The sequence below is a fragment of the Paenibacillus chibensis genome, assembly GCF_004001045.1.
In the GTDB taxonomy this organism is placed as follows: Bacteria; Bacillota; Bacilli; order Paenibacillales; family Paenibacillaceae; genus Paenibacillus_AQ; species Paenibacillus_AQ chibensis.
On sequence record NZ_BIMK01000028.1, the window covers coordinates 87,129 to 113,109 of the forward strand.

General features: G+C 50.4%; 28 protein-coding genes. 21 read left to right on the forward strand and 7 right to left on the reverse strand.

Annotated features, from left to right (window positions below):
* Positions 1-91: 91 nt before the first annotated feature.
* Complete coding sequence (locus PCH05_RS19760; protein WP_127605047.1) at positions 92-1,081, forward strand: MBL fold metallo-hydrolase; 990 nt, start codon at positions 92-94, stop codon at positions 1,079-1,081.
* A gap of 166 nt (positions 1,082-1,247) precedes the next feature.
* On the forward strand, positions 1,248-2,873 hold the full coding sequence (locus PCH05_RS19765) for an ABC-F family ATP-binding cassette domain-containing protein (RefSeq protein WP_127605049.1): 1,626 nt from the start codon (positions 1,248-1,250) through the stop codon (positions 2,871-2,873).
* A gap of 84 nt (positions 2,874-2,957) precedes the next feature.
* Here the strand turns inward: PCH05_RS19765 and PCH05_RS19770 are convergent, their stop codons facing one another.
* Complete coding sequence (locus PCH05_RS19770) at positions 2,958-3,143, reverse strand: hypothetical protein (RefSeq protein ID WP_127605051.1); 186 nt, start codon at positions 3,141-3,143, stop codon at positions 2,958-2,960.
* Positions 3,144-3,321: 178 nt separating this feature from the next.
* Between PCH05_RS19770 and PCH05_RS19775 the strand changes: the two genes are divergently transcribed.
* Both PCH05_RS19775 and PCH05_RS19780 read left to right on the forward strand, forming a co-directional pair.
* A complete protein-coding gene (locus tag PCH05_RS19775) occupies positions 3,322-4,236 on the forward strand; it encodes a cation diffusion facilitator family transporter (protein WP_127605105.1) in 915 nt (304 codons plus the stop codon).
* A gap of 205 nt (positions 4,237-4,441) precedes the next feature.
* Positions 4,442-5,338 (forward strand): C40 family peptidase, encoded by an 897-nt coding sequence (locus PCH05_RS19780; protein ID WP_164766728.1) that lies wholly within the window; start codon positions 4,442-4,444, stop codon positions 5,336-5,338.
* A gap of 210 nt (positions 5,339-5,548) precedes the next feature.
* On the opposite strand, the gene PCH05_RS19785 is transcribed toward PCH05_RS19780, so the two are convergent.
* Positions 5,549-5,932: a hypothetical protein gene (locus PCH05_RS19785; RefSeq protein ID WP_127605053.1), complete on the reverse strand. Its 384-nt coding sequence runs from the start codon at positions 5,930-5,932 to the stop codon at positions 5,549-5,551.
* A 222-nt stretch (positions 5,933-6,154) separates the two neighbouring features.
* On the opposite strand from PCH05_RS19785, the gene PCH05_RS19790 reads away from it, so the two are divergent.
* Positions 6,155-6,808 (forward strand): SGNH/GDSL hydrolase family protein, encoded by a 654-nt coding sequence (locus PCH05_RS19790; RefSeq protein ID WP_371860565.1) that lies wholly within the window; start codon positions 6,155-6,157, stop codon positions 6,806-6,808.
* A 132-nt stretch (positions 6,809-6,940) separates the two neighbouring features.
* Positions 6,941-7,513 carry a hypothetical protein gene (locus PCH05_RS19795; RefSeq protein WP_127605057.1) on the forward strand — a complete coding sequence of 191 codons (573 nt, stop codon included), beginning with the start codon at positions 6,941-6,943 and terminating at the stop codon, positions 7,511-7,513.
* A 104-nt stretch (positions 7,514-7,617) separates the two neighbouring features.
* Here PCH05_RS19795 and PCH05_RS19800 read toward each other — a convergent pair whose 3' ends face one another.
* Positions 7,618-7,782 (reverse strand): DUF1328 domain-containing protein, encoded by a 165-nt coding sequence (locus PCH05_RS19800; RefSeq protein WP_127605059.1) that lies wholly within the window; start codon positions 7,780-7,782, stop codon positions 7,618-7,620.
* A gap of 312 nt (positions 7,783-8,094) precedes the next feature.
* Between PCH05_RS19800 and PCH05_RS19805 the strand changes: the two genes are divergently transcribed.
* The 11 genes from PCH05_RS19805 (at position 8,095) to PCH05_RS19855 (ending at position 20,258) form a co-directional block, all read left to right on the forward strand.
* Positions 8,095-8,598, forward strand: a complete 504-nt coding sequence (locus PCH05_RS19805; RefSeq protein ID WP_127605061.1) for a DUF948 domain-containing protein — start codon at positions 8,095-8,097, stop codon at positions 8,596-8,598.
* A gap of 51 nt (positions 8,599-8,649) precedes the next feature.
* Positions 8,650-9,189: a hypothetical protein gene (locus PCH05_RS19810; RefSeq protein WP_127605063.1), complete on the forward strand. Its 540-nt coding sequence runs from the start codon at positions 8,650-8,652 to the stop codon at positions 9,187-9,189.
* Positions 9,190-9,287: 98 nt separating this feature from the next.
* Complete coding sequence (locus PCH05_RS19815; RefSeq protein ID WP_127605065.1) at positions 9,288-9,632, forward strand: YflT domain-containing protein; 345 nt, start codon at positions 9,288-9,290, stop codon at positions 9,630-9,632.
* Positions 9,633-9,857: 225 nt separating this feature from the next.
* Complete coding sequence (locus tag PCH05_RS19820; protein ID WP_127605067.1) at positions 9,858-11,030, forward strand: PP2C family protein-serine/threonine phosphatase; 1,173 nt, start codon at positions 9,858-9,860, stop codon at positions 11,028-11,030.
* Positions 11,027-14,692, forward strand: coding sequence for a response regulator (locus PCH05_RS19825; protein ID WP_127605069.1), 3,666 nt, complete (start codon positions 11,027-11,029; stop codon positions 14,690-14,692). Before PCH05_RS19820 ends, PCH05_RS19825 begins: the two co-directional genes overlap by 4 nt.
* Positions 14,693-14,798: 106 nt before the next feature.
* On the forward strand, positions 14,799-15,668 hold the full coding sequence (locus tag PCH05_RS19830) for a CheR family methyltransferase (protein ID WP_127605071.1): 870 nt from the start codon (positions 14,799-14,801) through the stop codon (positions 15,666-15,668).
* Between the two features lie 16 nt (positions 15,669-15,684).
* Positions 15,685-17,382 carry a hybrid sensor histidine kinase/response regulator gene (locus tag PCH05_RS19835; RefSeq protein WP_127605073.1) on the forward strand — a complete coding sequence of 566 codons (1,698 nt, stop codon included), beginning with the start codon at positions 15,685-15,687 and terminating at the stop codon, positions 17,380-17,382.
* A gap of 157 nt (positions 17,383-17,539) precedes the next feature.
* Positions 17,540-17,878 (forward strand): STAS domain-containing protein, encoded by a 339-nt coding sequence (locus tag PCH05_RS19840; protein ID WP_127605075.1) that lies wholly within the window; start codon positions 17,540-17,542, stop codon positions 17,876-17,878.
* 18 nt (positions 17,879-17,896) lie between these two features.
* The gene (rsbW, locus tag PCH05_RS19845; protein WP_127605077.1) at positions 17,897-18,349 is read left to right on the forward strand and encodes an anti-sigma B factor RsbW; all 453 of its coding nucleotides are present in this window, start codon (positions 17,897-17,899) and stop codon (positions 18,347-18,349) included.
* Positions 18,346-19,116, forward strand: a complete 771-nt coding sequence (locus tag PCH05_RS19850) for a sigma-70 family RNA polymerase sigma factor (protein WP_127605079.1) — start codon at positions 18,346-18,348, stop codon at positions 19,114-19,116. Before rsbW ends, PCH05_RS19850 begins: the two co-directional genes overlap by 4 nt.
* 158 nt (positions 19,117-19,274) lie before the next feature.
* The gene (locus tag PCH05_RS19855; protein WP_127605081.1) at positions 19,275-20,258 is read left to right on the forward strand and encodes a magnesium transporter CorA family protein; all 984 of its coding nucleotides are present in this window, start codon (positions 19,275-19,277) and stop codon (positions 20,256-20,258) included.
* A 109-nt stretch (positions 20,259-20,367) separates the two neighbouring features.
* On the opposite strand, the gene PCH05_RS19860 is transcribed toward PCH05_RS19855, so the two are convergent.
* From PCH05_RS19860 to PCH05_RS19870, 3 genes are all read right to left on the reverse strand, one after another.
* Complete coding sequence (locus PCH05_RS19860) at positions 20,368-20,691, reverse strand: DUF5665 domain-containing protein (RefSeq protein ID WP_127605083.1); 324 nt, start codon at positions 20,689-20,691, stop codon at positions 20,368-20,370.
* 144 nt (positions 20,692-20,835) lie between these two features.
* Positions 20,836-21,243 (reverse strand): YtxH domain-containing protein, encoded by a 408-nt coding sequence (locus tag PCH05_RS19865; RefSeq protein ID WP_127605085.1) that lies wholly within the window; start codon positions 21,241-21,243, stop codon positions 20,836-20,838.
* 36 nt (positions 21,244-21,279) lie between these two features.
* Complete coding sequence (locus PCH05_RS19870; protein ID WP_127605087.1) at positions 21,280-21,537, reverse strand: GlsB/YeaQ/YmgE family stress response membrane protein; 258 nt, start codon at positions 21,535-21,537, stop codon at positions 21,280-21,282.
* A 308-nt stretch (positions 21,538-21,845) separates the two neighbouring features.
* On the opposite strand from PCH05_RS19870, the gene PCH05_RS19875 reads away from it, so the two are divergent.
* Together PCH05_RS19875 and PCH05_RS19880 are read left to right on the forward strand one after the other, a co-directional pair.
* Positions 21,846-22,859 carry an asparaginase gene (locus PCH05_RS19875; RefSeq protein WP_127605089.1) on the forward strand — a complete coding sequence of 338 codons (1,014 nt, stop codon included), beginning with the start codon at positions 21,846-21,848 and terminating at the stop codon, positions 22,857-22,859.
* 220 nt (positions 22,860-23,079) lie between these two features.
* The gene (locus PCH05_RS19880; protein WP_127605091.1) at positions 23,080-23,814 is read left to right on the forward strand and encodes a pirin family protein; all 735 of its coding nucleotides are present in this window, start codon (positions 23,080-23,082) and stop codon (positions 23,812-23,814) included.
* Positions 23,815-23,924: 110 nt separating this feature from the next.
* On the opposite strand, the gene PCH05_RS19885 is transcribed toward PCH05_RS19880, so the two are convergent.
* Positions 23,925-24,149: a DUF1128 family protein gene (locus PCH05_RS19885; RefSeq protein ID WP_127605093.1), complete on the reverse strand. Its 225-nt coding sequence runs from the start codon at positions 24,147-24,149 to the stop codon at positions 23,925-23,927.
* A gap of 161 nt (positions 24,150-24,310) precedes the next feature.
* Between PCH05_RS19885 and yyaC the strand changes: the two genes are divergently transcribed.
* Together yyaC and PCH05_RS19895 are read left to right on the forward strand one after the other, a co-directional pair.
* On the forward strand, positions 24,311-24,892 hold the full coding sequence (gene yyaC, locus PCH05_RS19890; protein ID WP_127605095.1) for a spore protease YyaC: 582 nt from the start codon (positions 24,311-24,313) through the stop codon (positions 24,890-24,892).
* Positions 24,893-24,980: 88 nt separating this feature from the next.
* Positions 24,981-25,787, forward strand: coding sequence for an alpha/beta fold hydrolase (locus PCH05_RS19895; RefSeq protein WP_127605097.1), 807 nt, complete (start codon positions 24,981-24,983; stop codon positions 25,785-25,787).
* Positions 25,788-25,981 lie beyond the last annotated feature (194 nt).

Here is a 25,981-nt window from a genome sequence, read left to right on the forward strand (position 1 = left end):
TGTGGATGTCGGCGTCATTCTCCTGCTGGTACACAGGGTTTCTTTCAGGGTAAAATGGAACTAACGGCTTGTATGAGAAGGAGGGGAAATGGTGCCCAAAATTCGCTACGACAATATGGACAATGTCAGCACGGATCATACCCTGAAGCAGTTCAATCAATGGCGCCAGGAGCGCAAGCATAAGAAAAAGGATTATTCCTTCCAGATACCCAACGTGCCTCCTGAGCTCGATTATCTGCATGCGAACCGGCTGGATACATCGATCACCTGGATCGGCCACTCCACGTTTTTCATTCAATATGAAGGACTTAACATCTTGACTGGCCCGGTCTGGGCCAAACGGATGGGATTCGAGCGCAGGATGGGCGAGCCCGGCATCGAGATCGGGCAAGTGCCGCAAGTTGACGTCATCCTGATTTCGCATTCCCATTACGATCATCTGCACATGTCTTCGATCCGCAGGCTGTACCGGAAGGGAACGCTGCTGGTGGTGCCGGTAGGGCTTCGGAAAAAGATGGTTCGCAAAGGGTTCGATAACTGCATCGAGCTGAAATGGTGGGAACATACGGTGGTCCACCATGTGAAAATATCCTTCGTGCCGACGCAGCACTGGACGCGGCGCACGCCTTTCGATACGAACTCTTCGCATTGGGGCGGGTACGTGCTTGAACCGGCAAACGCTCTGCCGCCAAGCGGCAATGAACAGGAAGAGGCACTGCTGCCGCCAAACCTTTATTTTGCGGGCGACAGCGGGTATTTCCCCGGCTTTAAAGATATCGGCAATCGCTATAAAATCCATGTCGCGCTGATGCCGATCGGAGCTTACGAGCCGGAGTGGTTCATGACCTCGCAGCACGTCAACCCGGAGGAAGCGTTGCGTGCTTTTCTCGATGTGAAGGCGGAAACGATGATTCCGATGCATTACGGCACGTTCCGGCTGGCGGATGACACGGCGCGCGAAGCGCTGGACCGGATGGAGGCGGAGCGGAAGCGGCTCGGCATTGCGGAAGACCGGTTGAAGGTGCTGAAGTACGGGGAGACGCTCAGAATTCATCCCGAGCATCGCGGAGCGGGTTCTTGAAAATACACGGAGGGATATCCGCGCTGCAGCTTGAAACTGCATGGGTCACCTTTTGAGGCGCGTTAAGGTTTTAAAGGATATCTATCAGCTTGCAAACCGTCGATAAGACGGTTTTTTTATGCTATAATGTGCTGAAGCCAATATGCGAAAGGGATGGTAATGCTTAATGATCAGTACAAGCGGCGTGACGCTCCGTTATGGAAAGCGCGCACTCTTTGAAGATGTAAATATAAAATTCACACCGGGCAACTGCTACGGCCTGATCGGTGCCAACGGCGCCGGTAAATCGACCTTCCTCAAAATTCTTTCCGGTGAAATTGAAGCCAACATGGGCGAAGTTCATATGACACCGGGCGAACGGATGGCCGTCCTGAAGCAGAACCATTTTGAATATGACGAATATCCGGTTCTCGAAACCGTTATTATGGGACACAGCCGTCTGTATGACATTATGAAAGAGAAGGACGCTTTGTATGCGAAGTCTGATTTCTCTGAAGAAGACGGCCTGCGGGCAGGCGAGCTGGAAGGCGAATTCGCCGAGCTGAACGGCTGGGACGCCGAGCCGGATGCGGCTGCGCTCCTGATCGGTCTCGGCATTCCGCGCGAGCTGCATGATAAGAAGATGGAAGAGCTGAGCGGCAACGAGAAGGTCCGCGTGCTCCTGGCCCAGGCCTTGTTCGGCCGTCCGAACAACCTGCTGCTTGACGAGCCTACCAACCACTTGGACCTCGAATCGATTCAGTGGCTCGAGAACTTCCTGATGGATTATGAAGGCACCGTTATCGTCGTATCCCATGACCGTCACTTCCTGAACAAGGTATGTACGCATATCGCGGATATCGACTTTGGCAAAATCCAGCTCTATGTCGGCAACTATGACTTCTGGTACGAGTCCAGTAAGCTGGCGCTGGAATTGCAGCGCGAATCCAACAAGAAAAAAGAAGAGAAGATCAAGGAGCTGCAGGCGTTTATTCAGCGCTTCTCCGCGAATGCTTCCAAGTCCAAGCAGGCGACTTCCCGTAAGAAGCAGCTGGACAAAATCACGCTGGACGACATCCGTCCATCCAATCGTAAATATCCGTTCCTGCACTTCAAACCGGAGCGTGAAGCCGGCAAGCAGCTGCTGACGGTGGACCGTCTCACCAAATCGGTTGAAGGCGAGAAGGTGCTGGACGAACTGAGCTTTGTCGTGAACAAAGGCGACAAGATCGCATTTGTCGGACCGAACGGACTGCCGAAGTCGATGCTGTTCGAAGTGTTGATGGGACGCACGGAAGTTGAAAGCGGCGAATTCTCTTGGGGGGTTACGACCACTCAAGCTTACTTCCCGAAAGACAACTCCGAGTATTTTGACGGGGTCGATCTGAATCTGGTTGAGTGGCTGCGCCAGTATTCCAAGGATCAGGACGAAACCTTCCTGCGCGGATTCCTGGGCCGGATGCTCTTCTCCGGCGAAGAAGCCCTGAAGAAAGCGAGCGTTCTCTCCGGGGGAGAGAAAGTACGCTGCATGCTGGCCAAGATGATGCTGAACGGTGCAAACGTGCTGCTGCTCGACGAGCCTACCAACCACTTGGACCTCGAATCGATTACGGCGCTGAACAATGGACTCATCGATTTCGATGGAACGATCCTGTTCACATCGCATGACCATCAGTTCATCCAAACGATTGCCAACCGCATTATCGAGATTACGCCGACAGGAATCATCGATAAGTCGATGACTTATGACGAGTACCTTGAGAGCGATGAGGTTAAAGCCCTGCGCGAAAAAATGTACCCGAATGGCCTGTAAGCGGAGCTATCCGGGACGATTGAAAAAAGCTGTTTCCCTTTATAGGGAAGCAGCTTTTTTGGCGTGCATACACGGATTGCGATCCTAGGATCCTCCGGTACGTCGGCGCTGATTATTCGGCTTTTTATTGTTTTGGCTTTTCATCGCATGAGGAGAATTTCCCTGAAACCCGCCGGGCTTAAACGCATTGTTTTGCTGTTTCTTTTGCTCCAGCTTCGCCTTGATGGCGTCAGCGAGATTGACCTTTTTTACATCATTATTTTCGGACATGGGCGGCCCTCCCTTAAGGTTGTGTACTTATTTTATCTGTTTTTGCGGTTCCCCACAAGAGATGGGAGGGACAAAACCTCTTTGCCTGCGGCAACTATGTTTCTCTAGACCCACACGGGCCGCATTTGCTAGGATAGGAAAGTGCTTTTGAGAACCTGGGGAAAAGGTGGATAAGACGATTGTGGATATTTATGACGATATACGAAAAGGGGAGCGCGGAGCCTGGGTCAGCATTGCCGCTTACCTGATTCTTTCAGCTTTCAAGCTGGTCAGCGGTTATGTGTTTGCTTCGAGCGCGCTGCTTGCGGACGGCTTTAACAACGTGACGGATATAGTGGCATCGCTGGCGGTGCTGATCGGGCTGCGGATATCCCAGAAGCCGCCGGATTCCGATCATGCCTACGGCCATTTCCGGGCGGAGACGGTTGCCGCTCTCATCGCATCATTCATTATGGCCATGGTCGGCATTCAGGTATTGGTCGAAGCGGTACGTTCCTTATTTGCCGGACGGGAGGTCCAGCCCAATTTATGGGCAGCCGGAGTAGCCGTGATATGCTCAATCTGCATGTATGCCGTATATCAATACAATAAAAGACTGGCCAAACAGATCAACAACCAAGCGCTTATGGCTGCGGCCAAAGATAATTTTTCGGATGCCCTGGTCAGCATCGGCGCGGCGGTCGGCATCGTCGGAGCTCAGTTCGGTCTGCCATGGCTGGATGTGGTTGCGGCCATTGCCGTTGGCCTTCTGATATGCAAAACGGCCTGGGACATTTTCCGCGACTCGACTTACCGGCTGACGGACGGATTCGATCAGGACGAACTTAAGGATCTCCGCAGCGCCATCGGCCGCACGCCGGGCGTGGAAGGGATTAAGGACGTCAAAGCACGGGTTCACGGCAACCATGTCCTGGTGGATGTCGTGATAGAGGTCGATCCGCATCTTAGCATCATTGAGGGTCATCAGATCAGCGATGAAATCGAGGACCGGCTGACGGATATGCATAACATTATGAATGTTCATGTCCATGTGGAACCGAAGGATCTCGACATCTTAGAGCCGGGACGACATCGGAATGCATCAAAAAAATAAATAAAACGCCGCTTTTACGTCGTCAAAGGGATGGAAACAAGGGCCTTATGGCAGGGTCTAAGGGGTGAGCGAGACTTTAGACCTGCCTGGTTCTGTAATTTGACATGATTTTTGTGAGAAAAGGAGCATATGTCGTATCCTGCCTTCTGACTATAATGGGGACAGTAACATTTATTATCAGTCAGCATAAGGAGGAATTGCATAAATGAACATCAAGAAAAGCCTGCTCGCATGCCTGCTCGTTTCTGCCGCGGTTTCCGCCGCGTTGATCCTTCCCGAAGGCAATAAGGCCGCCGCTGCTTCTGCGGCAACACAGAAAAGTGTCGTTTCTCAAACCGGTATCATTCAAGCAAGCGTCAAACTAAGGGACAAGCCTTCCATGTCGAGTGAGGTTGTCGCTTATTTGAAAAGCGGGGACCAGGTTGCCATTCTCGAGAAAAGCAACGCATATTTTTATAAAGTAAAAACTTCTTCCGGCATCATTGGGTATACCAGCAGCGCAGATCAATACATAACGGTGAAATCGGGAGCGGCAGCCGCAGCGACGGCATCCAAGCCAGACACGAACGCTGCCGCTTCCAAGACAGTAACGAGCCCCAGCCTTGGCGCAGGTCCGAGCAATCCGGCACCAACGCCCGTCCTGCCGCCTGTAAGCGCCAAACCGAGCGCTTTGATCGAACAAGTGATTCAGACCGGCATGAAATACTTGGGCACGCCTTATCAATACGGCTCGGATCGGAATCAGACGAATTCGTTCGACTGTTCGGCGTTCACCCGCCAGATTTTCAAGGAGGGGGCCAGCGTGACTTTGCCGATGGATTCCCGCCAGCAGGGTGCCTGGATCAAGGAGAACAGCAGCGCAGTCTATGCGATTGATGATCTGAAACGCGGAGATCTCGTGTTTTTTCAGGATTCACCGGGAACGGGCACCTTGAACACAGGCGTGAACCCTGATCAGGAACGGATTTCGCATGTGGCCTTATATCTCGGTGACGGGAAGCTGCTGCATACTTACTCCGAGAAAGCGGGCGGGGTGGTCGTTACCGATTTCAGCAATTCCTGGAAGCTTCGCTTTCTGTATGGGGGAAGCGTAATCCGTTAATAGAAGCCCAGCATCACATGGGAAAGGGACCGGAGGCAAGCTCCGATCCCTTTTTTTGCTTTGAAACTCGTATATCCCGAAAATGAGAGTTCCATGCCGCTTGTTTGTGCTTTGGTGTTCATCCTGCTGTTATGTAATAGAAAGAACTAAAGTCATCCGCTTGAAGGACCGGGGGCTTTAGCCCATTCTATTTCGCAAGCCGATAAGTCTCTACATTGCGGTATTTACATGTACCCAGGCTTTGCCGAGCCATGTGTAAATCTCAATCCATTCTCCGTTGCCGATGATGTCGCTTACGCGATTGCCGGTACCGAATACCGTTTGAGGTGCAAGCATGCTGGCGATTTTTGCGCCGGGTTCGAAGTAGATCGGTGTGACCTCAGTGAGAACCAGCGGCAAATTGTTCATCGGGTTCTGGTCGGCTGGCTTAAGGATCGGCTCATCCACGAGTCTGACTGGATTAACAACCGTCACCGAAGATCCGGAAACGGGAGTTACCGTTGTGTCCGTCGTCGTGACTGCATCGGCAAAGACTGCGGTTCCCATGGAAGCCATAATTCCGAAAGCTGCTGCAAAAGTAACTATTTTTTTCATTTGCGTGTTCCTCCTTGGTTTATGGGCTGTTGTTTCTACACTAGAAATAACCCCGGCGTGGTAAATTGAACCAATTTATTTGGCGAAATATAGGAGGATGCTCCCGGATGCAGATTGATACAGAGCGGAAACTTTTTTTGAACTATCAAAAACGGTGGGAATATCAGGTATAATGTGAGATAAAAATTGTTCCTAATCCAACATGAAAGTCGAGTGATGCAGATGATGGCCAAAGATAACATGGTTTTTCTGTTCCAGGGGGATTCGATCACGGATGCGAACCGGGACAGAGGCGTGAACCAGCAGCATTTTATCGGGCAAAGCTATGTTTATCTCATTTCTTCCAAGTTGTCGAACGAACAGGCGGAGAAACAACCGACGTTTATCAACCGCGGCATTAGCGGAAACCGGGTTTCCGATTTGTATGCCCGCTGGAACGAGGATGCGTTCAGCTTGAAACCGGATGTGCTCAGTATTCTGATCGGCGTCAACGATGCTTGGAGAACGGTATCGCGGGAGCCGAGCGGCGTGACGGACCGTTTTGAAAAAGCCTACAGGCATTTGCTCGAAGAGACGAGAGAGGTTATGCCGGATACGCGTCTCATTCTGTGCGAACCGTTTATCCTTAAGGCGTCTGCGACCGAGGAGAAGTGGGATGAATGGAAGGTGCTGGTCGGAAGATACCAGAATATCGTCCGCCGGCTGGCAGAGGAATTTCGCACGGTTTTCGTGCCGCTGCAGGATGCTTTTGATGAAGCTGCGAAAAGAGCCGAGCCGAGCTATTGGCTTCACGATGGCGTGCATCCCACGGGCGCCGGTCATGATGTGATTGCCAGACGCTGGCTTGAAGCCGTCTCGCAAAACGGAATTATTTAATCCATTGAACTAAATTATGAACGGCTGTATATATTCCGCATATTTCGGGGAATTCGTTATTCTCCTCCGGTTTCAGTATAATAAGAGAATATGAGGTGAACGTATCACCCGAAAATGGAAAGGAGGCGGGATATGAAAGCACTGCTTCGAATCGTCATCATATTGGTGCTGCTCGTTGTGATTGCATGCGGGGCTGCCATCTGGTATATTTCACCGGATCAGAAGCTGGATTTAAGCTATCAGGATATTGATGTCAAAGCGAAAGCCGTACAGATGCTGAAGACCCGCAAGCCGGAAATCACGCTGAACGGAAGTGAACTGAACGAGCTTGCGAAGAAAGAACTGGTGAAGCATCTCGGGGATATTCCGCAGCAAATAACCGTTACCGGCGCTCAGTTCCATTTTAACGGGCAAGAGGTCACAGCCGACATTAACGGGAAATGGGCCGGACTGATTCCGTTTGGGGCAGAGCTGACCTTCCATATGGAGGCGAACGGCAGCGTACTCGAGCTGAATCATGAATCGACGCGTGTGAAATCCCTGAACATTCCGGCGGATAAGCTGAATCTGGGTACGATTCAGGTGCAGCTGAAGGATCATCTGCCTGACATGCTGACCGTAGACCATATCGAATTTTTGCAGGACGGCGTCAAGCTGACCTTCAGCCTGGACTGGCTGTCGCTGCCATCCATTTTGCTTAAATAAAAGCACAAGCGGCATACAAAAAGCCAAGCGCGGAATCGCGCCTGGCTTTTTTTCATTCTAACCTTTTGAATATCTCTTTTTAGGGAACTGCATCTCAAGCATCGTTAAAGCGTTCGGCTGCGGCCGGTAAACAGGGAAATAATAAAGAGCACGAGGAAGATGAAGAACAGCACTTTGGCGATGGTTGCTGCTGCCGCCACGATATTAAAGAAGCCGAAGATACCCGCGACGATCGCAACGATCAAAAAGATAATGGACCATTTTAACATCTTGAATCACCTAGCTTTCTTATGATTTGGATGTTAGCGCGGAGCCTTGTTTTCTTTGATGAAAGATCAGGGCCGGCTAACGGCGGCACTCATGTCCGCCCCATCCTGTATGTTTCTTTAACCTTGCGAAAATGAAATGAAACAACTCCTGCAAGCGGTAAAATCCGGCTTGTTTCGGGGGTTGGAGGATAGGGTAACTATGGCATATCAGGACATAAAACGAAGACATATGGACTGGAGCGGGCGGTTATTTCATAAGAAACAACAGAAACAGTCAGCCGCTTCAATCTATATAGAAGGAGAGGTTTTGCAATGCTCGTAGGAATTAGTGTTGCCATCATTGCTGTTGCTTTTGCCGTACTGGTCGTTTATTTGATCAAGACCCTTCTGGCTGCAAAAGATTCTCTGGAGAAAACGACGCAAACGCTTCAGGAAGTCCAGCAGACCATTGACGAGCTTGGCTACGAGGTCAAGCAAATCGTAAGGCATGCCAGCGATATTACCGTGGATGTTCAGCATAAGATGAAACAAATCGATCCGGTGATGAACTCGGTTAAAAACCTGGGAGAGGTGCTCAGCGAAGTAACGCTTGCCGCCAAGCAGGCGTCCAGCACCATGATTCAAAAGTTCAAGCAGACAAGTCACCGCGTAGGCGTCAATCAGCATGATGCGCTGCCGTCCCATTCGACCGCAGAAGAGCGCACGCTTCAATCCTATGCTGCCACTTACGGTACGGCAGGCAAAGGAAAGGCCGGTGCGGGCTGGATGAAATACGCGGATGTTGCGGCCGTGATCTGGCAGAAGTTCCGTCATTAGGATGACGCGGGCAGCAGGCTGATGGAGACACAACAGAAAGGGTGAGAAGCGATGTTGAAAATGGTTGCGTTATTGTTAGGTTTGATTGCTCCCTTATCCCCCATGTCGGCCGCTCAGCCTGCTGCTGCCCAGATTCCCGCAGCGGAGCCTGCGGTCCAGCAGGCAGTCGTTCATTTTGCACAGGAAAAAGCTTCACGGCCTCAGGCTTCATGGAAGCAATTTGATACAATGAACGGCATTTCCCTGAATGATACGAAGAAGGATCTGCTTGCCAAGAAGGGGAAGCCGCTTCGCGTCACGCAGGATCGCTTGAGCGGCTGCACCGAATATCACTATCAAGATGTCAGCACAGGACTATGCGGCGGGATTGTCGATTACGTTCATGTGGATGCCTCTTCCGGGAAGATGCAGGTCAACGGTACCTGGGTTCCGTTAAGCAAGGCAGAGATTGAGCGAGCATTCGGCAAGCCTCAGTTCGTGGCGGAGGACGGTAACGTCTATATCCGGGGATACCATGCAATTAAGGTATATCAGCATCCGGATAGCGGAGCCCTTCAAGGCGTGGATTTTTTCGACAGCACCACGGAATAAGGAAATCATGGAAGTTTCCCGATCCGTGTTTCAAAGCTGGCTCCCTGGGTTAAAGATTAATGGAGCGAGATTACAAATTTTTGAGGAGAGTGAAAACCATGAATTCATCAACCAATGCAAAAGCGTATGCGAAAGTCGTGGAGAACGGCGTTCAAGCCGTCAAGGAAGTGAACCAGCTCCGCAGCAGCGGATATGTTTATGATGATATATTTGTCCTGGCGCATGACGGTGACCGTTCGGAACGGATTGCCGAGACGGCGAACGCAGATGAAATCGGCATTAAAGAAGAAGGCATGTTTGACGCTCTGGCGAATTTGTTCCGTTCACGGGGTGATGAGCTCCGCGCGAAGATCACTTCCCTCGGGTTTACCGAAGCGGAAGCGCAGTTCTACGAGAAAGAGCTCGACCTCGGCAAGGTGCTTGTCATTGCGAAAAAAGCATAAGCTGGGCTTGCGTTTTACAAGCTCGATATGATGCAAAAATATAGATAAGGAATGGGAACGCGTTGTCCCATTCCTTATCTATGTTTTTGGAACAGGTGGAATTTCATGTACCCCATTCCAATGACTAATTGGAGTTTGAGGCTGAAATCGCTCTGCTATCTGTTATATAGTATAAAGAGAGAGATTTCATAAAACTCAAATTCATAGAATCGTAAGGAGAGTGTTATGAGAATATTAATCGTAGACGATAACCCGACAAACGTTATTATTATTCGGGAAATTTTGAAAAAAGAAAACTATCGCGATATCGATACGGCCTCGTCTGCCAGAGGCATGTTTGAAGTTCTTGGTGTCGAAGGCTATGCGAGTGAACCCAAGCAAGCCAGACACGTGAATATAGATTTGATTTTGCTGGACATGATGATGCCGGAAATGGACGGGATCGAGGCATGCCGTTTGATTCAGCACTATGAGCATCTGAAGGATATTCCTATCATTATGGTAACGGCGGTAGGAGACTCCAAAAAATTGGCTGAGGCGCTGGATGCCGGCGCGGTCGACTATGTCACGAAACCGATTAATAAAGTGGAACTCATGGCCAGAATCCGCCTGGCGCTGCGGCTTAAAAAGGAAAATGATTGGCATAAGGAGCGGGACCAGCGCATCCAGGAGGAGCTGAAGCTGGCCGCGCTCGTTCAGAATGCCGTGCTCAGTCCGGCGATTGAGGATGAGTCATTCGAGGTTCACGCCATTTATCAGCCTTCCGCGGAGCTCGCCGGTGACTTGTACGCCTGGTATCCGCTCGGGGGCGGAAGATACGGCGTAATTTTGCTCGATATGATGGGACACGGTATTTCCTCATCGCTGTTTACGATGTTCATTGCATCGGTGCTGAAGGATACCGTGACGACCTATGTGGAGCCGGAGAAAGTCATTCAGGAGCTGAACCGCAGGTTTAATCAGCTCTACATTGACAGTCAGCTCGTCCAGTATTATTTTACGGCGATTTATTTGGTCGTGGATACCGTCGTGAAGCGAATCGACTATGTGAACGCGGGACATCCGCCGGCGCTTTTTTTTCAGAACAACGATGAAGTCTTCATGTTGGACAAGGCCTGCTGTCCGGTAGGGCTTTTTGACAAGATGGAGATCGAGCCCCAAACACTCTATTACGAAGGTGAGGGCCATATTGCGCTTTACACGGACGGGCTGCTGGAACTGGTTCAGGGAGAGCATGAGGATCAGGTGAATTTTTTGGTCAGCCATTTGAAAGATTCCCATCAATGGGATGAAGAGAAGATGTTCAAGGCTTTTTTTGAGGATAACGGCAACCAGGAACGCGAAGACGACAAATGCCTGGTATGGATCTCGTTAAAAGAGGGGGAAGCTTCTGAATGAAACTGAAATCCAAGCTGGTCATCGGCTTCGGAGCGCTGATGATTATTTTGATCGCGCTGACGATGGTCGGATATGACCGGTTGAATTATATGAACAAGCAGCTGGACCAGATTTATCAGGAACGCTACTTGAAGGTTAGATATTCAAGCGGCGTGCGCGGAGAGGTGAACAACATCTCCCGGGTCCTGGTGAATATTATGCTCAATCAAGAGCAATCGTTGAATGATTCGAAGGAACAGCTCAAGGACATGATCGCGAATGGGGAGCAGAATTTAAACAAGCTGATTGCCAGCACCGATTCGCCGGAAGAGCAGCATATGCTGACCCAGGTTCAAAGCGCATGGGAGGGCTACAAGAAATACGAGGAAAAGCAATTGGCTTTTGCCTCGCAAGGGTTGTGGACGGAGGCTAACGCCTACCGGAATACGAGCGGCTTGTCCCTGCAAATGGATGCGCTGAACAGCATGAACGAGCTGGCCACATTCCAGGATCTGCAGATCGACAAGGAAATCAAGGACGTCAAAGCCAACTATAACCGCTCCATCCAAATCACCACGGCGATCATGATCGTCGGGCTGCTGCTGGGCCTTGCGGTCATTATGTGGGTCATTCCAAGCATCACCAAGGGCCTCAATGTGGTGTCGATGATGATCAGCAGCTTTGGTAAAGGGAGAATCAAGACGATCCGCCGGATCAAGGTGACGTCCAAGGACGAAATCGGGCAAATCGCAAATGTATTTAAGGATATGGCCGAAGATCTGGAAGAGAGGCAGCAGCTGGAGCTCAGCTACTTGCAGGCACAGAAGGACCAGAACTGGCTGAACACCAATGTAAGCCGGATTACCGAGCTGCTGCGCGGATTGAATTCGAGACAACAGGTTTCCCAAGCCTTTATCAGCGAATTTACACCTGTATTGGGAGCTTCGTATGGGGCAATCTATATTCATGACGAGGATAAGGATCCGAATAAGCTGATCCTGAACGGCACCTATGCCGGTGAAGGAGAACGGACGACTAGGGAGAAAATGGAGGTCGGCGAAGGCTTGATCGGACAAAGCGCGATGGACCGCAAGCCTATTATCACGGAGGTGCCGGACGATTACTTGTCCGTGTCTTCCGCTTTCGGTCAGTCCAAGCCGGCTCATCTGATCATTCATCCCGTTTTGTTCGAGGATGAACTGCTGGGCGTGATCGAAATGGCCGCATTTGAGCCGTTTACCGAGCTGCAGCAGCAGTTGTTTGCCCAGCTGGCGGCTAATCTCGGGATTGTCATCAATAACATTAACCGCAGATTAAGGGTTGAAGAGCTTCTGCGCGAATCTCAGGCGCTCACCGAGGAGCTGCAATGCCAGTCGGAAGAGCTGCAGACGCAGCAGGAGGAACTGAGACGCTCGAACGAAAATCTGGAAGAGCAGACGGAAGCGCTGAAAAATTCCGAGGATCTGCTGCAGCGCCAGCAGGAGGAATTGGAGCATTTTAATACCGAACTGATTGCCAAGACGCGTGCGCTCGAAGAGCAAATGCAGCAGCTTGAAGAAAAGAACATCGAGGTGGAAGACGCCAAGGCCAAGCTGGAACAGCAGGCGATGCAGCTTGCGGTGACCAGCAAATACAAATCGGAATTTCTGGCCAATATGTCTCATGAACTCCGTACACCGCTTAACAGCCTTCTGATTCTGTCGCAGCTGCTTGCGGAGAATAAGGATGGCAATCTGAATGACAAGCAGACCGAATATGCCCATACGATTTATATGTCGGGTGCGGATTTGCTGAAAATGATCGATGAAATTCTGGATCTTTCCAAGGTAGACGCAGGGAAAATGGAAATCAACCGTGAAGAGGTTCCGATCCGGGATTGGAAGAGCTTCGTTCATCAGAACTTTATGCCGCTTGCAAACAAGAAGCAGCTTACTTTGAAGGTCAACTATGACGAGGATTTACCGAAATCCATCGTGACTGACGGTCACCGGGTGAAGCAGATTATCCGCAACCTGTTGTCCAACGCCTTTAAATTTACGACGAAGGGCTCCATTACATTTAATGTCAAACGGGCTGATGCCAGCAAATTGCCTTCCTACCTGGATGATTCGATGTCCTATCTTGCTGTGGCGGTCAAGGACACCGGCATAGGCATCCCGAAGGACAAGACCGATCTTATTTTCGAAGCGTTCCAGCAGGTCGACGGCACAACAAGCCGGAAATACGGGGGCACCGGACTGGGACTTTCCATCAGCCGCGAGCTATCCAGACTGCTGGGCGGCGGCATCGGGGTGCAATCGGTGGAGGGAGAAGGCAGCTGCTTTACGCTGTATCTGCCTGAAATCCTGGCGGAAAGCTCCGGCACGGCGAGAGCCGAGGCGGCAGCATCTTCAGAAATGCTGGTAAGCAAACCTAAGGGCGGCAATTCGGCTCAAGCCGCCGCAGATGCCGAGAACGAAACGGCGCTTGCGCTGCCGCCCGAAGATGACCGGAACCACATTGGTGAAAAGGATAAGGTGCTGCTCATTATTGAGGATGACGTGAACTTCGCCAACATATTGCTCGATATGGCCAGAAGCCGGGGGTTCAAAGGGCTGGTTGCCATGCAGGGGGATGTCGGCCTGAAGATGGCCCAATCCTACCTGCCGGATGCCATTATTCTGGACATACAGCTGCCGGTTATGGACGGCTGGTCCATTTTGGGCGAACTGAAGAGCGAATCGGCCACACGTCACATCCCGGTTCATATCGTTTCGGTCGTTGATGAGGTGAAGCAAGGCTTGAAGATGGGCGCAATCGCATATCTGAAGAAGCCTTCATCCAAGACGTCACTCGAAAAAGCGTTCTCGCATATCGAGGCGTACACGGATAATTCCGTGAAGCATCTTCTGATCGTGGAGGACGATGAAATCCAGCGCCGGTCCATCATTGAACTGATTGATCATGACGACGTGGCGATCACCGCCGTTTCCACCGGAACCGAGGCGCTGAATGAGCTGCGTAATCAGCGGTATGACAGCATGGTGCTGGATTTGATGCTGAGCGACATGACCGGCTTCGAGCTGCTGGATCAGATCCAGCATGACGAGGAGCTGGAGGATCTGCCGATTATCATCTATACAGGCAAGGATCTGGACAGCAAAGAAGAGATGAGGCTGCGCAAGTATGCGGAGTCCATCATTATCAAAGACGTCAAGTCGCCTGAGCGCCTGCTGGATGAGACGACATTGTTCCTGCATCGGGTTGTGGCCAACCTGCCGGAAGACAAGCGTAAAATCCTGCAGAAGCTGCACAACAAGGAAGTTTTGTTCGAAGGCAAAAAAATTCTGCTTGTGGATGACGATATCCGCAATGTCTTCGCGCTTTCGAGCGTGCTGGAAGGCTACGACATGGACGTGACCTTTGCGGAAAACGGCCGCGAGGCGATTGAAATATTGAACAGCGGCAAACATTTCGATCTGGTGCTGATGGATATGATGATGCCGGAAATGGACGGCTATGAGGCGATGCGGCTGATACGCCAGCAGCCGGAGTTCCATAAGCTGCCGATCATTGCCTTGACGGCCAAAGCCATGAAAGAAGACCGGTCGAAGTGCATCGAAGCCGGAGCGTCGGACTATGTGAAAAAACCGATCCAAACCGAGCAGCTTTTGTCGCTTATGCGCGTTTGGCTGTATTCGTAGACTTGTTTGTTGGGTAATAGATTATAATAACAACATCGTCTCAAGAAGAAGTCATGAATGATATTGAATGCTGTATTCCGTAAGAAAGAACTCAGGAGGAAAATGAATGGATTTTTGCATATCTGACGACTATGATGACAGCTTGCCGGAAAACGGGGATCGCGAGCGCGAGGATATCGAACTTGAGCTGCTGCTGGAAGGTGTACATCGGCTTTACGGCTATGATTTTCGAAACTATGCGCTACCTTCGCTGCGGCGGCGAATATGGCATTTTATCCATTCCGAAAATTTGAAAAATATTTCTGCGCTTCAGGAAAAGGTGCTTCACCAGAGACCGGTGTTTGAACGCATGGTTCATAATCTATCGATTCCTGTGACGGAAATGTTTAGGGATCCCGGATTGTTTCTTACCTTCCGCAAGAAGATCGTACCCCTGCTCCGCACCTATCCGTATATCCGGATCTGGCATGCGGGGTGCTCGACGGGCGAAGAAGTATATTCCATGGCGATTCTTCTGCATGAGGAAGGGCTCTATGAAAAGTCCAGGATCTATGCGACAGACATGAATGACCGTTCGCTCGACATTGCCAAGCAAGGCATATTCGGCATCGAGAAAATGAAGCTTTACACGAAAAATTATATTGAAGCGGGCGGAACCCGCTCCTTTTCGGAATATTATACGGCGAAGTACAATTCAGTGATCTTCAAGCCGTTTCTACAGAAAAACATGATCTTTGCCGAGCATAACTTGGCAACAGATCGTTCATTTAATGAATTTAACGTCATTTTTTGCCGAAACGTAATGATATATTTTAACGATACGCTTCGAGATCAGGTTCATGGCCTGTTTCATGAAAGTTTAAGCCGTTTCGGTATTCTGGTTCTCGGATCGAAAGAGTCCATTCAATTTACGGAGTACAGTGATTGCTATGAACCGCTGGACCGGGTAGAGAAGATATACCGGAAGATTAAATAGGTAATGGGAGGATTCCATGGGGGTTCAAGAACCGATTCATATATTGTTGGTAGATGACCGTCCGGAGAATTTACTTGCCCTGGAAGCCGTGCTGGAGAGTGAGCAGTACAATCTTGTGAAGGCGACGTCAGGCGAAGAAGCGCTGCGCTGCCTTTTGAAAGACGAGTTTGCCGTAATCGTTCTGGATGTCCAAATGCCGGGAATGGACGGGATCGAAACGGCAAAGCTTATTAAGGCGAGGGACAAGACGAAGGACATTCCGATTATTTTTATTTCGGCAAACAGCAAGGAAGCGGAGCATCTGTTCGCAGGCTATTCCGCGGGCGCGATCGATTATATGGTCAAGCCCTTTATTCCGCAAATTCTGAAATCGAAAATCGAAGGCTTCGTTGAAATGTACCTGACGAATAAAAAGCATAAAACCCAGTCCATGCTGCTGCAGCAAAAAACGCAGGAGCTGGAGAAGATCAATCATGAACTGGTCAAAGCCAAGGAAGCAGCGGAGATCGCGGCCAAAGCGAAAACCGAGTTTCTGGCGATGATGAGCCATGAAATCCGCACGCCCATGAACGGCGTCATCGGTATGGTGGATCTGCTGATGGAGACCGATTTGAAGGAAGAGCAGAAGGAATACTCAGAGATTATCCGCCGAAGCGCCGATGCGCTCGTCACGGTCATCAATGATATTTTGGACTTCACGAAAATGGAATCCGGAAAAATGGAGCTCGAAGAGCATCCTTTCGATCTTCAAAACTGTATCCAGGAAGTCTTCAGCCTATTCTCTGTGGAAGCCGGCAAAAAGAACCTGGAGCTGGTGTACTTCATTGACGAGCATATTCCTCATGTGGTCTTCGGTGATATGGCGAGACTGCGCCAGGTCCTGATCAATCTGATCGCCAATGCGGTGAAGTTTACCCAACAGGGCGGTGTATACTTGATGGTTTCCCCGAAAGAGCAGTCCGCAGATGCCATCGATATCGAGTTTACCGTCAAGGATACCGGCATCGGCATTTCCGCGGATAAAATCGATCGTCTCTTCAAACCTTTCTCCCAGCTGGATTCCTCGATGACACGAAAATATGGCGGTACCGGGCTCGGGCTCGCTATCTGCAAATCGCTTGTTGAAATGATGGGCGGGGACATCCACGTGGAATCCTCGGCCGAGAACGGCGCGGTCTTTATCTTCAACATCGTCGTCAAGGAGCCGGAACCGGACGAAGCCTTGAGCAGGCGCTGCGAAGAGCTGAGTCTTCAAGTGGATCGGGACAAGGATGCGTCCCCCAGCATTCTGGTCGTGGATGATCATCCGGTCAACCAGAAGCTGATGGTCAGCATGCTTGGCAAGCTGGGACTGAAAGCCGATATTGCAGAAGACGGTAAGCAGGCTGTGGAAAAGGCACAGACGGGACCGGGCTACCATTTTATATTCATGGATCTGCAGATGCCGGTGATGGACGGGCTCAAGGCAACGGAACAGATTCGCCAAAATGAGAAGCCCGAAAGCCGCAAGCCGGTGATCATCGCTATGACGGCGAACGTGATGGAAGGGATACAGACCCGCTGCAGGGAAGCGGGCATGGATGAATACATCAGCAAGCCCGTCAAGATGAGCTGCGTCAAACAGCTGCTGAGCCGCTACCCCATTCCGTTATCGCGTGAATCTTATACATCGGATAATCGAATCCATCAGGAGCAGGAAAACATTACCTCGTGAATATTGTGCTTATTGTGATTCAACATTACGTATTCAGGGTTATTTGATAAAGAATACAATTATATGAAATGAACTGAAGCCGGGCTCCTGAGCTCCATATGGCGACAGCAGGAGACCAACATCTTTAGTTCAATTTATTTATCGGGAGAGAATGTCTATGAATACAAATAAAAACGAAAAGTTCAATGCAACGACGCAGAGAAATGAAGGATCTTGCACCGTGTACCTCAGTGGAGAACTCGATCTATCGGTTGCTCCCGATTTCAGACTTGTCATGGAGCCGCTTGTAGGGGATTCGGATCTTGATTTGATCATTAACATGAGGGATTTGAAATATATCGATAGCACCGGTATCGGTATCCTGCTATCCATTCTAAAAGCGAGACACGGCATGAATGCGCGCTTTGTTGTGGATGAGGTTCCTTCTCAAATCCAGAAGCTGTTCGACATGACGGGTATCGCGAAGTTTTTCAGCCCTAATGAGAATTCCCAATAGGAAAGGATCGAAGAAAGTATGAATGCTGAAGTTCAAAGAGTCATCATCACACTACCAGCCCAAGCTGATTATGTAGATATTGTCAGATTAAATTTATACGGAATTGCTTCTAAGATGGGCTTTTCCTACGAGGATATTGAAGATATGAAAGTCGCGGTATCGGAGGCATGCAATAACTCGGTACTGTACGCGTACAACCAACAAGACGGCATGGTTGAGGTCGCTTTTGAAGTAAACCGTGATGTATTGTCCATCACCGTACGGGATGAAGGGGAAAGCTTTGAGCGCATGACTCCGGGACGCAACAGCGTGACGCTGCATGATAAAGAGCTTCATGATGTGGAAATTGGGGGACTTGGTTTCTATTTGATGGAAGCGCTGATGGATGATGTGAGCATCGAAAATGAAACCGGGCGCGGAACGAAGGTCGTCATGACAAAACGCCTCATGAGAAGTGAGGAGAAAGTATGAACGATAACGTGACTCCCCCAGAGTCCATGAGCGAGGCTGTCGGCTTGATCTGGGAATACCAGCAAACCAAAGACAATGACATCGCTACCGTTCTAATCAAAGAATATGAGCCCATGGTGAAAATGGCTGCCGGCAAAATTGCCCGCAACCGGCCGGATTTATACGAGGACCTGTATCAGGTTGGCCAGATGGCGCTGATCCGTCTGCTTCAGCAGTACGATATCAGCCTGGGGATTCCTTTTGAGCCCTATGCCATGAAAAGCATGATCGGCCACATGAAAAACTTCCTTCGTGATAAATCCTGGTACATCCAGGTGCCGCGGCGGATTAAGGAAAAAGGAGCGCTTGTTCAGCATGCGATCGATGAGCTGACCGTCAAGCTTGAACGTTCTCCGAATGTGAATGAAATTGCCGAGTTCCTTGATCTGTCCGTGGAAGAAACGGTAGAAGTGCTCGCTGGACGCGAATGCTATCATTATGTTTCGTTGGATTCTCCGCTCTCGCAGGAAGAGACGGGAGCAACGCTTGGCGAACTGATCAGCTCGGATGTTAACGACTACGATTCCGTCGAAAAAAGAATGGATTTGCAGCAGGCTCTCAGCCAACTGAAGGAGCAAGAGCAAAAAGTGCTTCTGCTGGCTTTCCAGGATGGAGAGTCGCAGCGTTCCATCGCCCAAAAGCTGGGCGTTTCGCAGATGAGCGTGTCGAGGATCCAAAAGAGAGCAACCGAAAAACTAAAAGAAATCATGTCTAATTCATCGATATGAAGGACAAGCTTCCCGTTTATGATGCGCTTTGGACCGGAAGTTCGTAAGGACACGCCATGTTCTCTCCCGAGAATATGCTGCGTGTCCTTTTATGGTGGAGCCTAAATACGAATGGTAACAGAGCGGGTGCTTTGATTTGGGAAAGGAGCGAAAAACGGATGGTAAAGGACTCGTCGACTAAAGCGTACACGAATAATATTTTATCATTTGCCGGGCATTGGCAGTGGTACGATATCTGCGTGGAGGACTTCTCCTGTGAGATGCTGCAGAAGCTGCAGGAGCAATTTCCGATCATGGAAGAATGGATTAAAGTGATTCCGAACGTAGGCGAAAATTATATGTCGGTTCGCTTCCCGAACGGGGTGGATGCCGTCATTTTCGGAACGCTGCCGTATTCAATCAAGGACGAGGTGACCGATAGCGGCCATATCGACCGGTTTCATTTTTTCGTGCAGAACGACATCCTGGTCACGATCAATTTGGATCAGAATACGAGGGAAATCATGGCCACCAAAGAGCGGACGGCGATGCTTCATCAATGCCAGCATGCTGCGGAGGGCATGTTTGTGCTTGTCCGGACGCTGCTGCATTACTTTCATCTGGGCCTGGATCTCTTTGAAGCCAATCTGCGGGAAATCGAGCGTGCGATGGAAATGGACAACCAGCGCCATCTGATGGATAAAATCCTCAGCTCGCGCTTTGTACTTCTGTATTGGAGCAACCTGTTTACGCCGTTCGATGAATTTTTGGCTGCTGCCAAAGAAGGATATCTGGACAAGCTGGAGAAAAGCCGTCCATTCATGCAGCTGGTGCACCGGATGGAGCGGATGGAGCGTTTGTTCCGGCACTATAAAGATGAGATCGATACCCTTATCGCGATCGATGATGCGGTTTCTGCCTTCAGGGGCAATGAAATCATGAAGACGCTGACCATTTTGACGGCGATTTTCACGCCTGCAACCGTGGTGGGCGCGATCTGGGGCATGAACTTTGATAATCTGCCTGCGATCAAAACGCCATGGGGCTTTATCGGCGTGATGCTCGCGACGTTCCTGTTTACCGGGGGCATGTACTGGTGGATGCATCGCAAGGGCTGGACAGGGGATTTGCTTAAGGTAAAAGCCAAGGATTCTAAGATTTAACGTCCCTAGCGGACGGCATAAAGAAAGCCTGAAGACGCTGAATTTCAGAATCTTCAGGCTTTCTTTAGGACAGGCAGCCGGCTGTTTTGGAGGGAGGCGAACCGGCAGCCTATTGCTTGTATGCATCGATGTATTCCTGGAGCCTGGCTATGTAATCGCCAATGACCGGCATGCTGACGAACAGGCTTAGCACATAACCGAGGAGGCCCAGGACCACGAATGTCCCCAGAGACAAGCCAAGACCGCGCGCCAAGCCTGAAGTGAAGTTAGAAATGATTCTTTTTTTCGGGTTGGAATAATTCTCGATAATATCCTTGACCTGGGACTTTTCCAGGGAATCCGCAATCTGGTCCAAGCGTTTGTTTAATCGTTTGACTTCATGTCGTAATTCAAACGGATGTTCATCCACGTTATACGGGTTTGTTTTGCTCACGGTTCATCCCTGCTTTCTTCGGCATGCAAGGCAGCCGACGGTTGTAGTTTTGCGCAAAAACAGCCAGCTTGGTCAGCTGGCTGTTCTGATGAATAGTACATCTGTACAGACTTCTCTAAAGCTTGGCGCTTTAGCCGCTGCTCCTTAATACGATGTCTTATTCATTTCTTTGCGGACGTCGCGGGAAGCATCTTCCGAAGCATCTTTAATATCCTTGGATGCATCCTTCACATCATCCGACACGTCGGCGGAAGCCTGCTTGACGCTTTCCATAATGCTGTTTTTGCCTTCGCTTACCGACTTGGCCAGGTCTGTCGTTTTGGAGCTGACCGTTTTAGCCAGGTCCGTCGCTTTTTCACCGACAACGGAAGCAACTTCTTTGGATTTGTCCGTCATCGTACTGATTTTTTCGGACAAATCGCCGCGCAGCTCGCGTCCAGGCTTCGGAGCAAACAGCAATGCTGCCGCTGCGCCGATGAGGCCGCCGATGAGGGCACCTTTAAAGAATGTGCTGCCGCTTTGTACTGGGTATTCCGTTTCTGCTTTATTCATCTCAAATCACTCCTTATTCTTAGTTCATATTTATAGTTAGGTTGAACGGGTAAACAATTTGCTGATGAGACCGAGTAGAAATACGAATATCGCAGTCCCGAGAATCGCTGGGATGACAGCGAAGTTTCCAAGATGAGGGCCCCAGTCTCCGAACAGCCAAGCTCCTACCCAAGCGCCTACAAAACCAGCGACCATAGCGCCGAGAATCCCTCCTGGCATCTCATGTCCGACCAGTGCGTCACCGATAATCCCGATGATGATGGCCATCACGATGGTGATGATAATTGCCCACATGACGATCGCCTCCCTTTCTATTAGGATGAAGATGAAGTTGTTTTCTCGTCTTGCTTACTTCGTATTTAAACGGGAGAGGTAGACCTGAAACAAGGTAGGACATAATAGGAGTAAATGATTGTATGAGGAAGAATGATAGATATATCAGGCGATATTTAAGCTAAATTGAATAAATATCGGACTTTACAAAAGTGAATGGTTATACTTGCGTTTGATCGAGTTCACGGATTTTTCCAAAATGCTGCCTTTATACTCATTTGAATAAGTTGTATGATGGATAAGCGAATCACCTAAAGGAGAGATGGGCAATGGAATCGGTACTGGTCAAGGAATATCGGGCGGGCATTATGGAATGCGCGCATCATGGACATATATGCATCGTGAATGATCAAGGAAAGATCGGGGCATCGGCGGGAGAGCCGGATTTTGTGACGTTCACCCGTTCGGCAGCGAAGCCGCTGCAGGCGATTCCCGGTATTCGGGGCGGCATTATTTCTCACTATGGTTTCAGCGAGCAGGAGATCGCTATCATGACGGCTTCCCATCTGGCCCAGCCGGTGCATGTGGAAGTGCTGGAGAGCATTATGAGAAAGACAGGGCTAACGGAAAAGGAACTCGTATGCGCACCGAGCTATCCGCTGAGCGAAGACAGCAAAGAGGATGTGCTGCGGCATGACGGAAGCAAGCGCCGTTTGTTCCACAACTGCTCGGGTAAGCATCTGGGTGTACTGGCGTACTGCAAAATGAAGGGCTATCCACTTGAAGGTTATGCGGATCCGGGTCATCCGGTGCAGAAGGAAATCATTGAAACGGTGGCCATGATGTGCGGCATCGAGCCGAAGCAGATCAGCCTGGGTACCGACGGCTGCGGCTTTCCGGTATTTGCGCTCCCGCTTTCAGCCATGGCTTCGGCTTACCTCAAGCTGGCTTGTCCAGATCTGATTGAAGATGAAGCCACGAGAGAAGCGGTCACAACCATCGCGCAGGCCATGAACCGTTATCCGGAAATGGTCGGAGGCAGCGGCCGCGTCGATTCACTGATTTTGCGGGATGAGAACATTATCGCGAAGGGCGGCTTTAAGGGCGTCTACTGCTTTGGGCTGAAAAAGGAGCGCCTCGGCATTGCTTTTAAAGTGTTGGATGGTTCGGAAGAGGAATGGGGCTGGATCGTAGAGTCTATCCTGAGCCAGATCGACTACAGCAACAAAGGGCTGATCGAACAGATTAGGGAAGCCTTCACGCATGACATTTACAATGATGAAGGCAAGCATGTGGGATATGCCGAAGCGGTATTCCATTTGCAGGATGGGGCTGGCAGTTAACACGCTCTCAGCTTACATTCAGGCCAAAGGTAAAATTCACCTTCAGAAATTTCGCTTCCGCCCATATATGGTAGAAACACGATCTCCCCGAATCCGTCCGGGGAGATTTTTCTATCCTAAACGCCTCAACGCTCTGATTAATCCTTAAATGTTAGGGGTAAGAATTACATATTCAAGATCAAGCTTATCCAATAAAAGTTGTTCATGGAGGTGGATGTAAATGATTAAAGTAGTGACTTCAGCGGAACGTCATACCTCGGAGAAAGAGTGGATCCACAGTGAATTCAGCTTTTCTTTTGCCGACTACGATGATCCGAGCAATGCGCATTTTGGCTGTCTGCTCGCACATAACGATAACCAGTTAAGTCCCAAACAAGGCTTTAAGAAACATCCTCATCATGATTTGGAAATTATCAGTTATGTCTTATCCGGAACACTTGAGCATAATGATGACTTGGGCAACGTGACCAGGCTTCCGGCAGGCACCGTTCAGGTCATGAGCGCTGGTACGGGAATCAGCCATTCCGAGACCAACCCTTCCGAGGACGAGACGGTCCGGTTTATGCAGATGTGGTTTCTGCCGTCCAAGCCCGGCGTCCAGCCTTCCTGGACATCCCGCCAGCTTTCCAGAGAGGAGCGTTTGAACAAATTGGATCAGCCTGTGGTCAACGGCAGGGTGAGCGAACCCGGCGAGGGAGGCCAACTGCAGATCCAGGCGGACGTTTCGCTGTACATTCCAATTCTGGAAACAGGCAAGGCGATCATTTTTGATCAGAAAGAGGAAAGAAGAACGTATCTGTTCCTTATTTCCGGCAATATCGAAATTACTTGCAATGACGGCACCTTCCAACTCGAGCCGGGAGACGCCGCCCGTATTCGCAACAGCTGTGACCTGCAAATCAAGGGGACCAGCAGCGAAGGCGATGCGGAATTCGTGCTCGTGGATATTCCCTAGGATGGCTTCATGAACGAAAAGCCCCCTGATGATCCATCATTCGTACATGTGCGTACGGAAGGAACATCGGGGGGCTCTTTCGGTATAGAGACCGTGCCTGAGCGGCGGTTTTATTTGCTGCGCAGCTTGCCGAGCTCCGATACCAGGGCTTCGACTTCGGAAATGCTCAGATTGGATTTATTCATAACCAGCTCATACACGTCGCGGATGTCTTCGTATTGATCGACGGAGAATGCGGAGGCGCTCATCGCGGCACCGCTGGCCATTCTCAGCTTGGTTTTGATGCTCTCAATCATATATTCAATATTTTCGGCATTTTTTTGGGACAAGTCCATGGGGACGGTTCATCCTTTCCAGGTTCTATTCTTAAAACGAGCTGTAATCATTGTAGCACGACTTTTCCCATAATACAGGAAAATGATTTTTCTTGCCGGCCGTTTTGCAGTAAAATCAAAGGAAAAGCTGCGAAAAAGGCAGCATGGGAGGGCCGTTAGCCATGACTATCCAGGATCCCCATCTGATTCGGGGGAAAAGCGGAAGCTGCAAACGAATTGAGGCTGATGGACTCCGCGACTTTTTTGCGGATATCCGGAGTCGTTACAGTCTGGATCAAATCACGTTTCTATGTATCGGTACGGACCGATCCACAGGAGATGCGCTTGGACCGCTCACGGGCAGCGGGCTCCGCGCATACGGTTTTCCGAACGTCGTTGGCACGATGTCGGCGCCCTGCGATGCATCTTCGCTGGAAGCATGCTTGGCAGGCATACCGGAGGACCATATCGTTGTTGCCGTGGATGCCTGTTTAGGACAGCCGCAGTCCGTCGGAAGCTATCTGGTTTCCGATGAGCCGCTGTTCCCCGCACAATCGGTCGGGCATGCGCTGCCGGCTGTCGGGCATTACAGCGTTGCCGCCGTCGTGAACGTCAAAGGGCCTAAGCCGTATTCCACATTGCAGATGACGTCGCTCTATCATGTCATGGGCATGGCAGGGCAAATTGCCTTATCTGCCGCGGATGCGTTCGGACTTCATTCCCAGGTTCAGGATGCCCGTTTCAACGGCTGGCCTTTGGCTTAATAATATACATAACTTCAAGGTATGATAAAAATCATGATCAGAGAACAGTCTGTACCCACATTCGATATAAAGAAAGAAGGATATCATCATGGAAAAAGTACTTTGCGACGGATATACGCTATGCTACGCCGAACAGGGACAGGGAGAACCGATCGTACTTCTTCACGGCTTTTGCGGCAATTCCGAATACTGGGATAAAGTCGTACCGCTCTTGTCAGGAAGCTACCGCTGCATTGTGCCAGATCTGCGCGGACACGGACATTCCGACGCTCCCCTCGGAGCTTACTCCATCGAGCAGATGGCCGATGATGTCCTGAAGCTTCTGGACGAGCTGGATCTGCCGAAGGTGACGATGCTCGGTCACTCCATGGGCGGTTATGTTACGCTTTCCTTTACCCAGCGCTACGCTTCCCGCTTGAACGGATTCGGTCTTGTTCACTCCACGGGCTATCCGGATGACGAAGCCGGCAAAGAAAAGCGGCTGAAGGCGGTAAGCACCATCCAGTCGGAAGGTATAACGACTTTTATCGACGGCTTGGTGCCGGGGCTCTTCGCACCGGATGAATCCGAAACACGGGAGCAGCTGATTGCGAAGGCGAAGGAAATCGGTTATATGACACCGCCGCAAGGCGCTGCAGGCGTGGCCCTGGCGATGCGCGAGCGCCCGGACCGCCGGGATGTCATCTCTGCTTCCACACTCCCGGTGCTGCTGGTCGCGGGAGAGAAGGATCAGGTCATTCCTGCCGAGAAGGTCTTTACTGCCGATCATCCGAATATTACGCAGGCGACCATTCCGGGAGCCGGCCATATGAGCATGATGGAAGCTCCGGAAGAGTTGGCGAAAGTGATAAAGAGCTTCCTGAAACCATCCCAATCCAAAAGCGGACACCAGTAAGCTGATTGGATACTTCAACCGATGACAACTTCATGATATTCATCAGCAGCCGGAAGTCCCTTTACGGGATTTCCGGTTTTTTTGATTATATCAGCAAGTATAAACTACAGAGCCATGGCTTCATAATATTGCAAGAATAAACATCCGCTGATGGCGGTCTGTCTTCTGAGAAATTACGGCGAGTGACGTTTTTC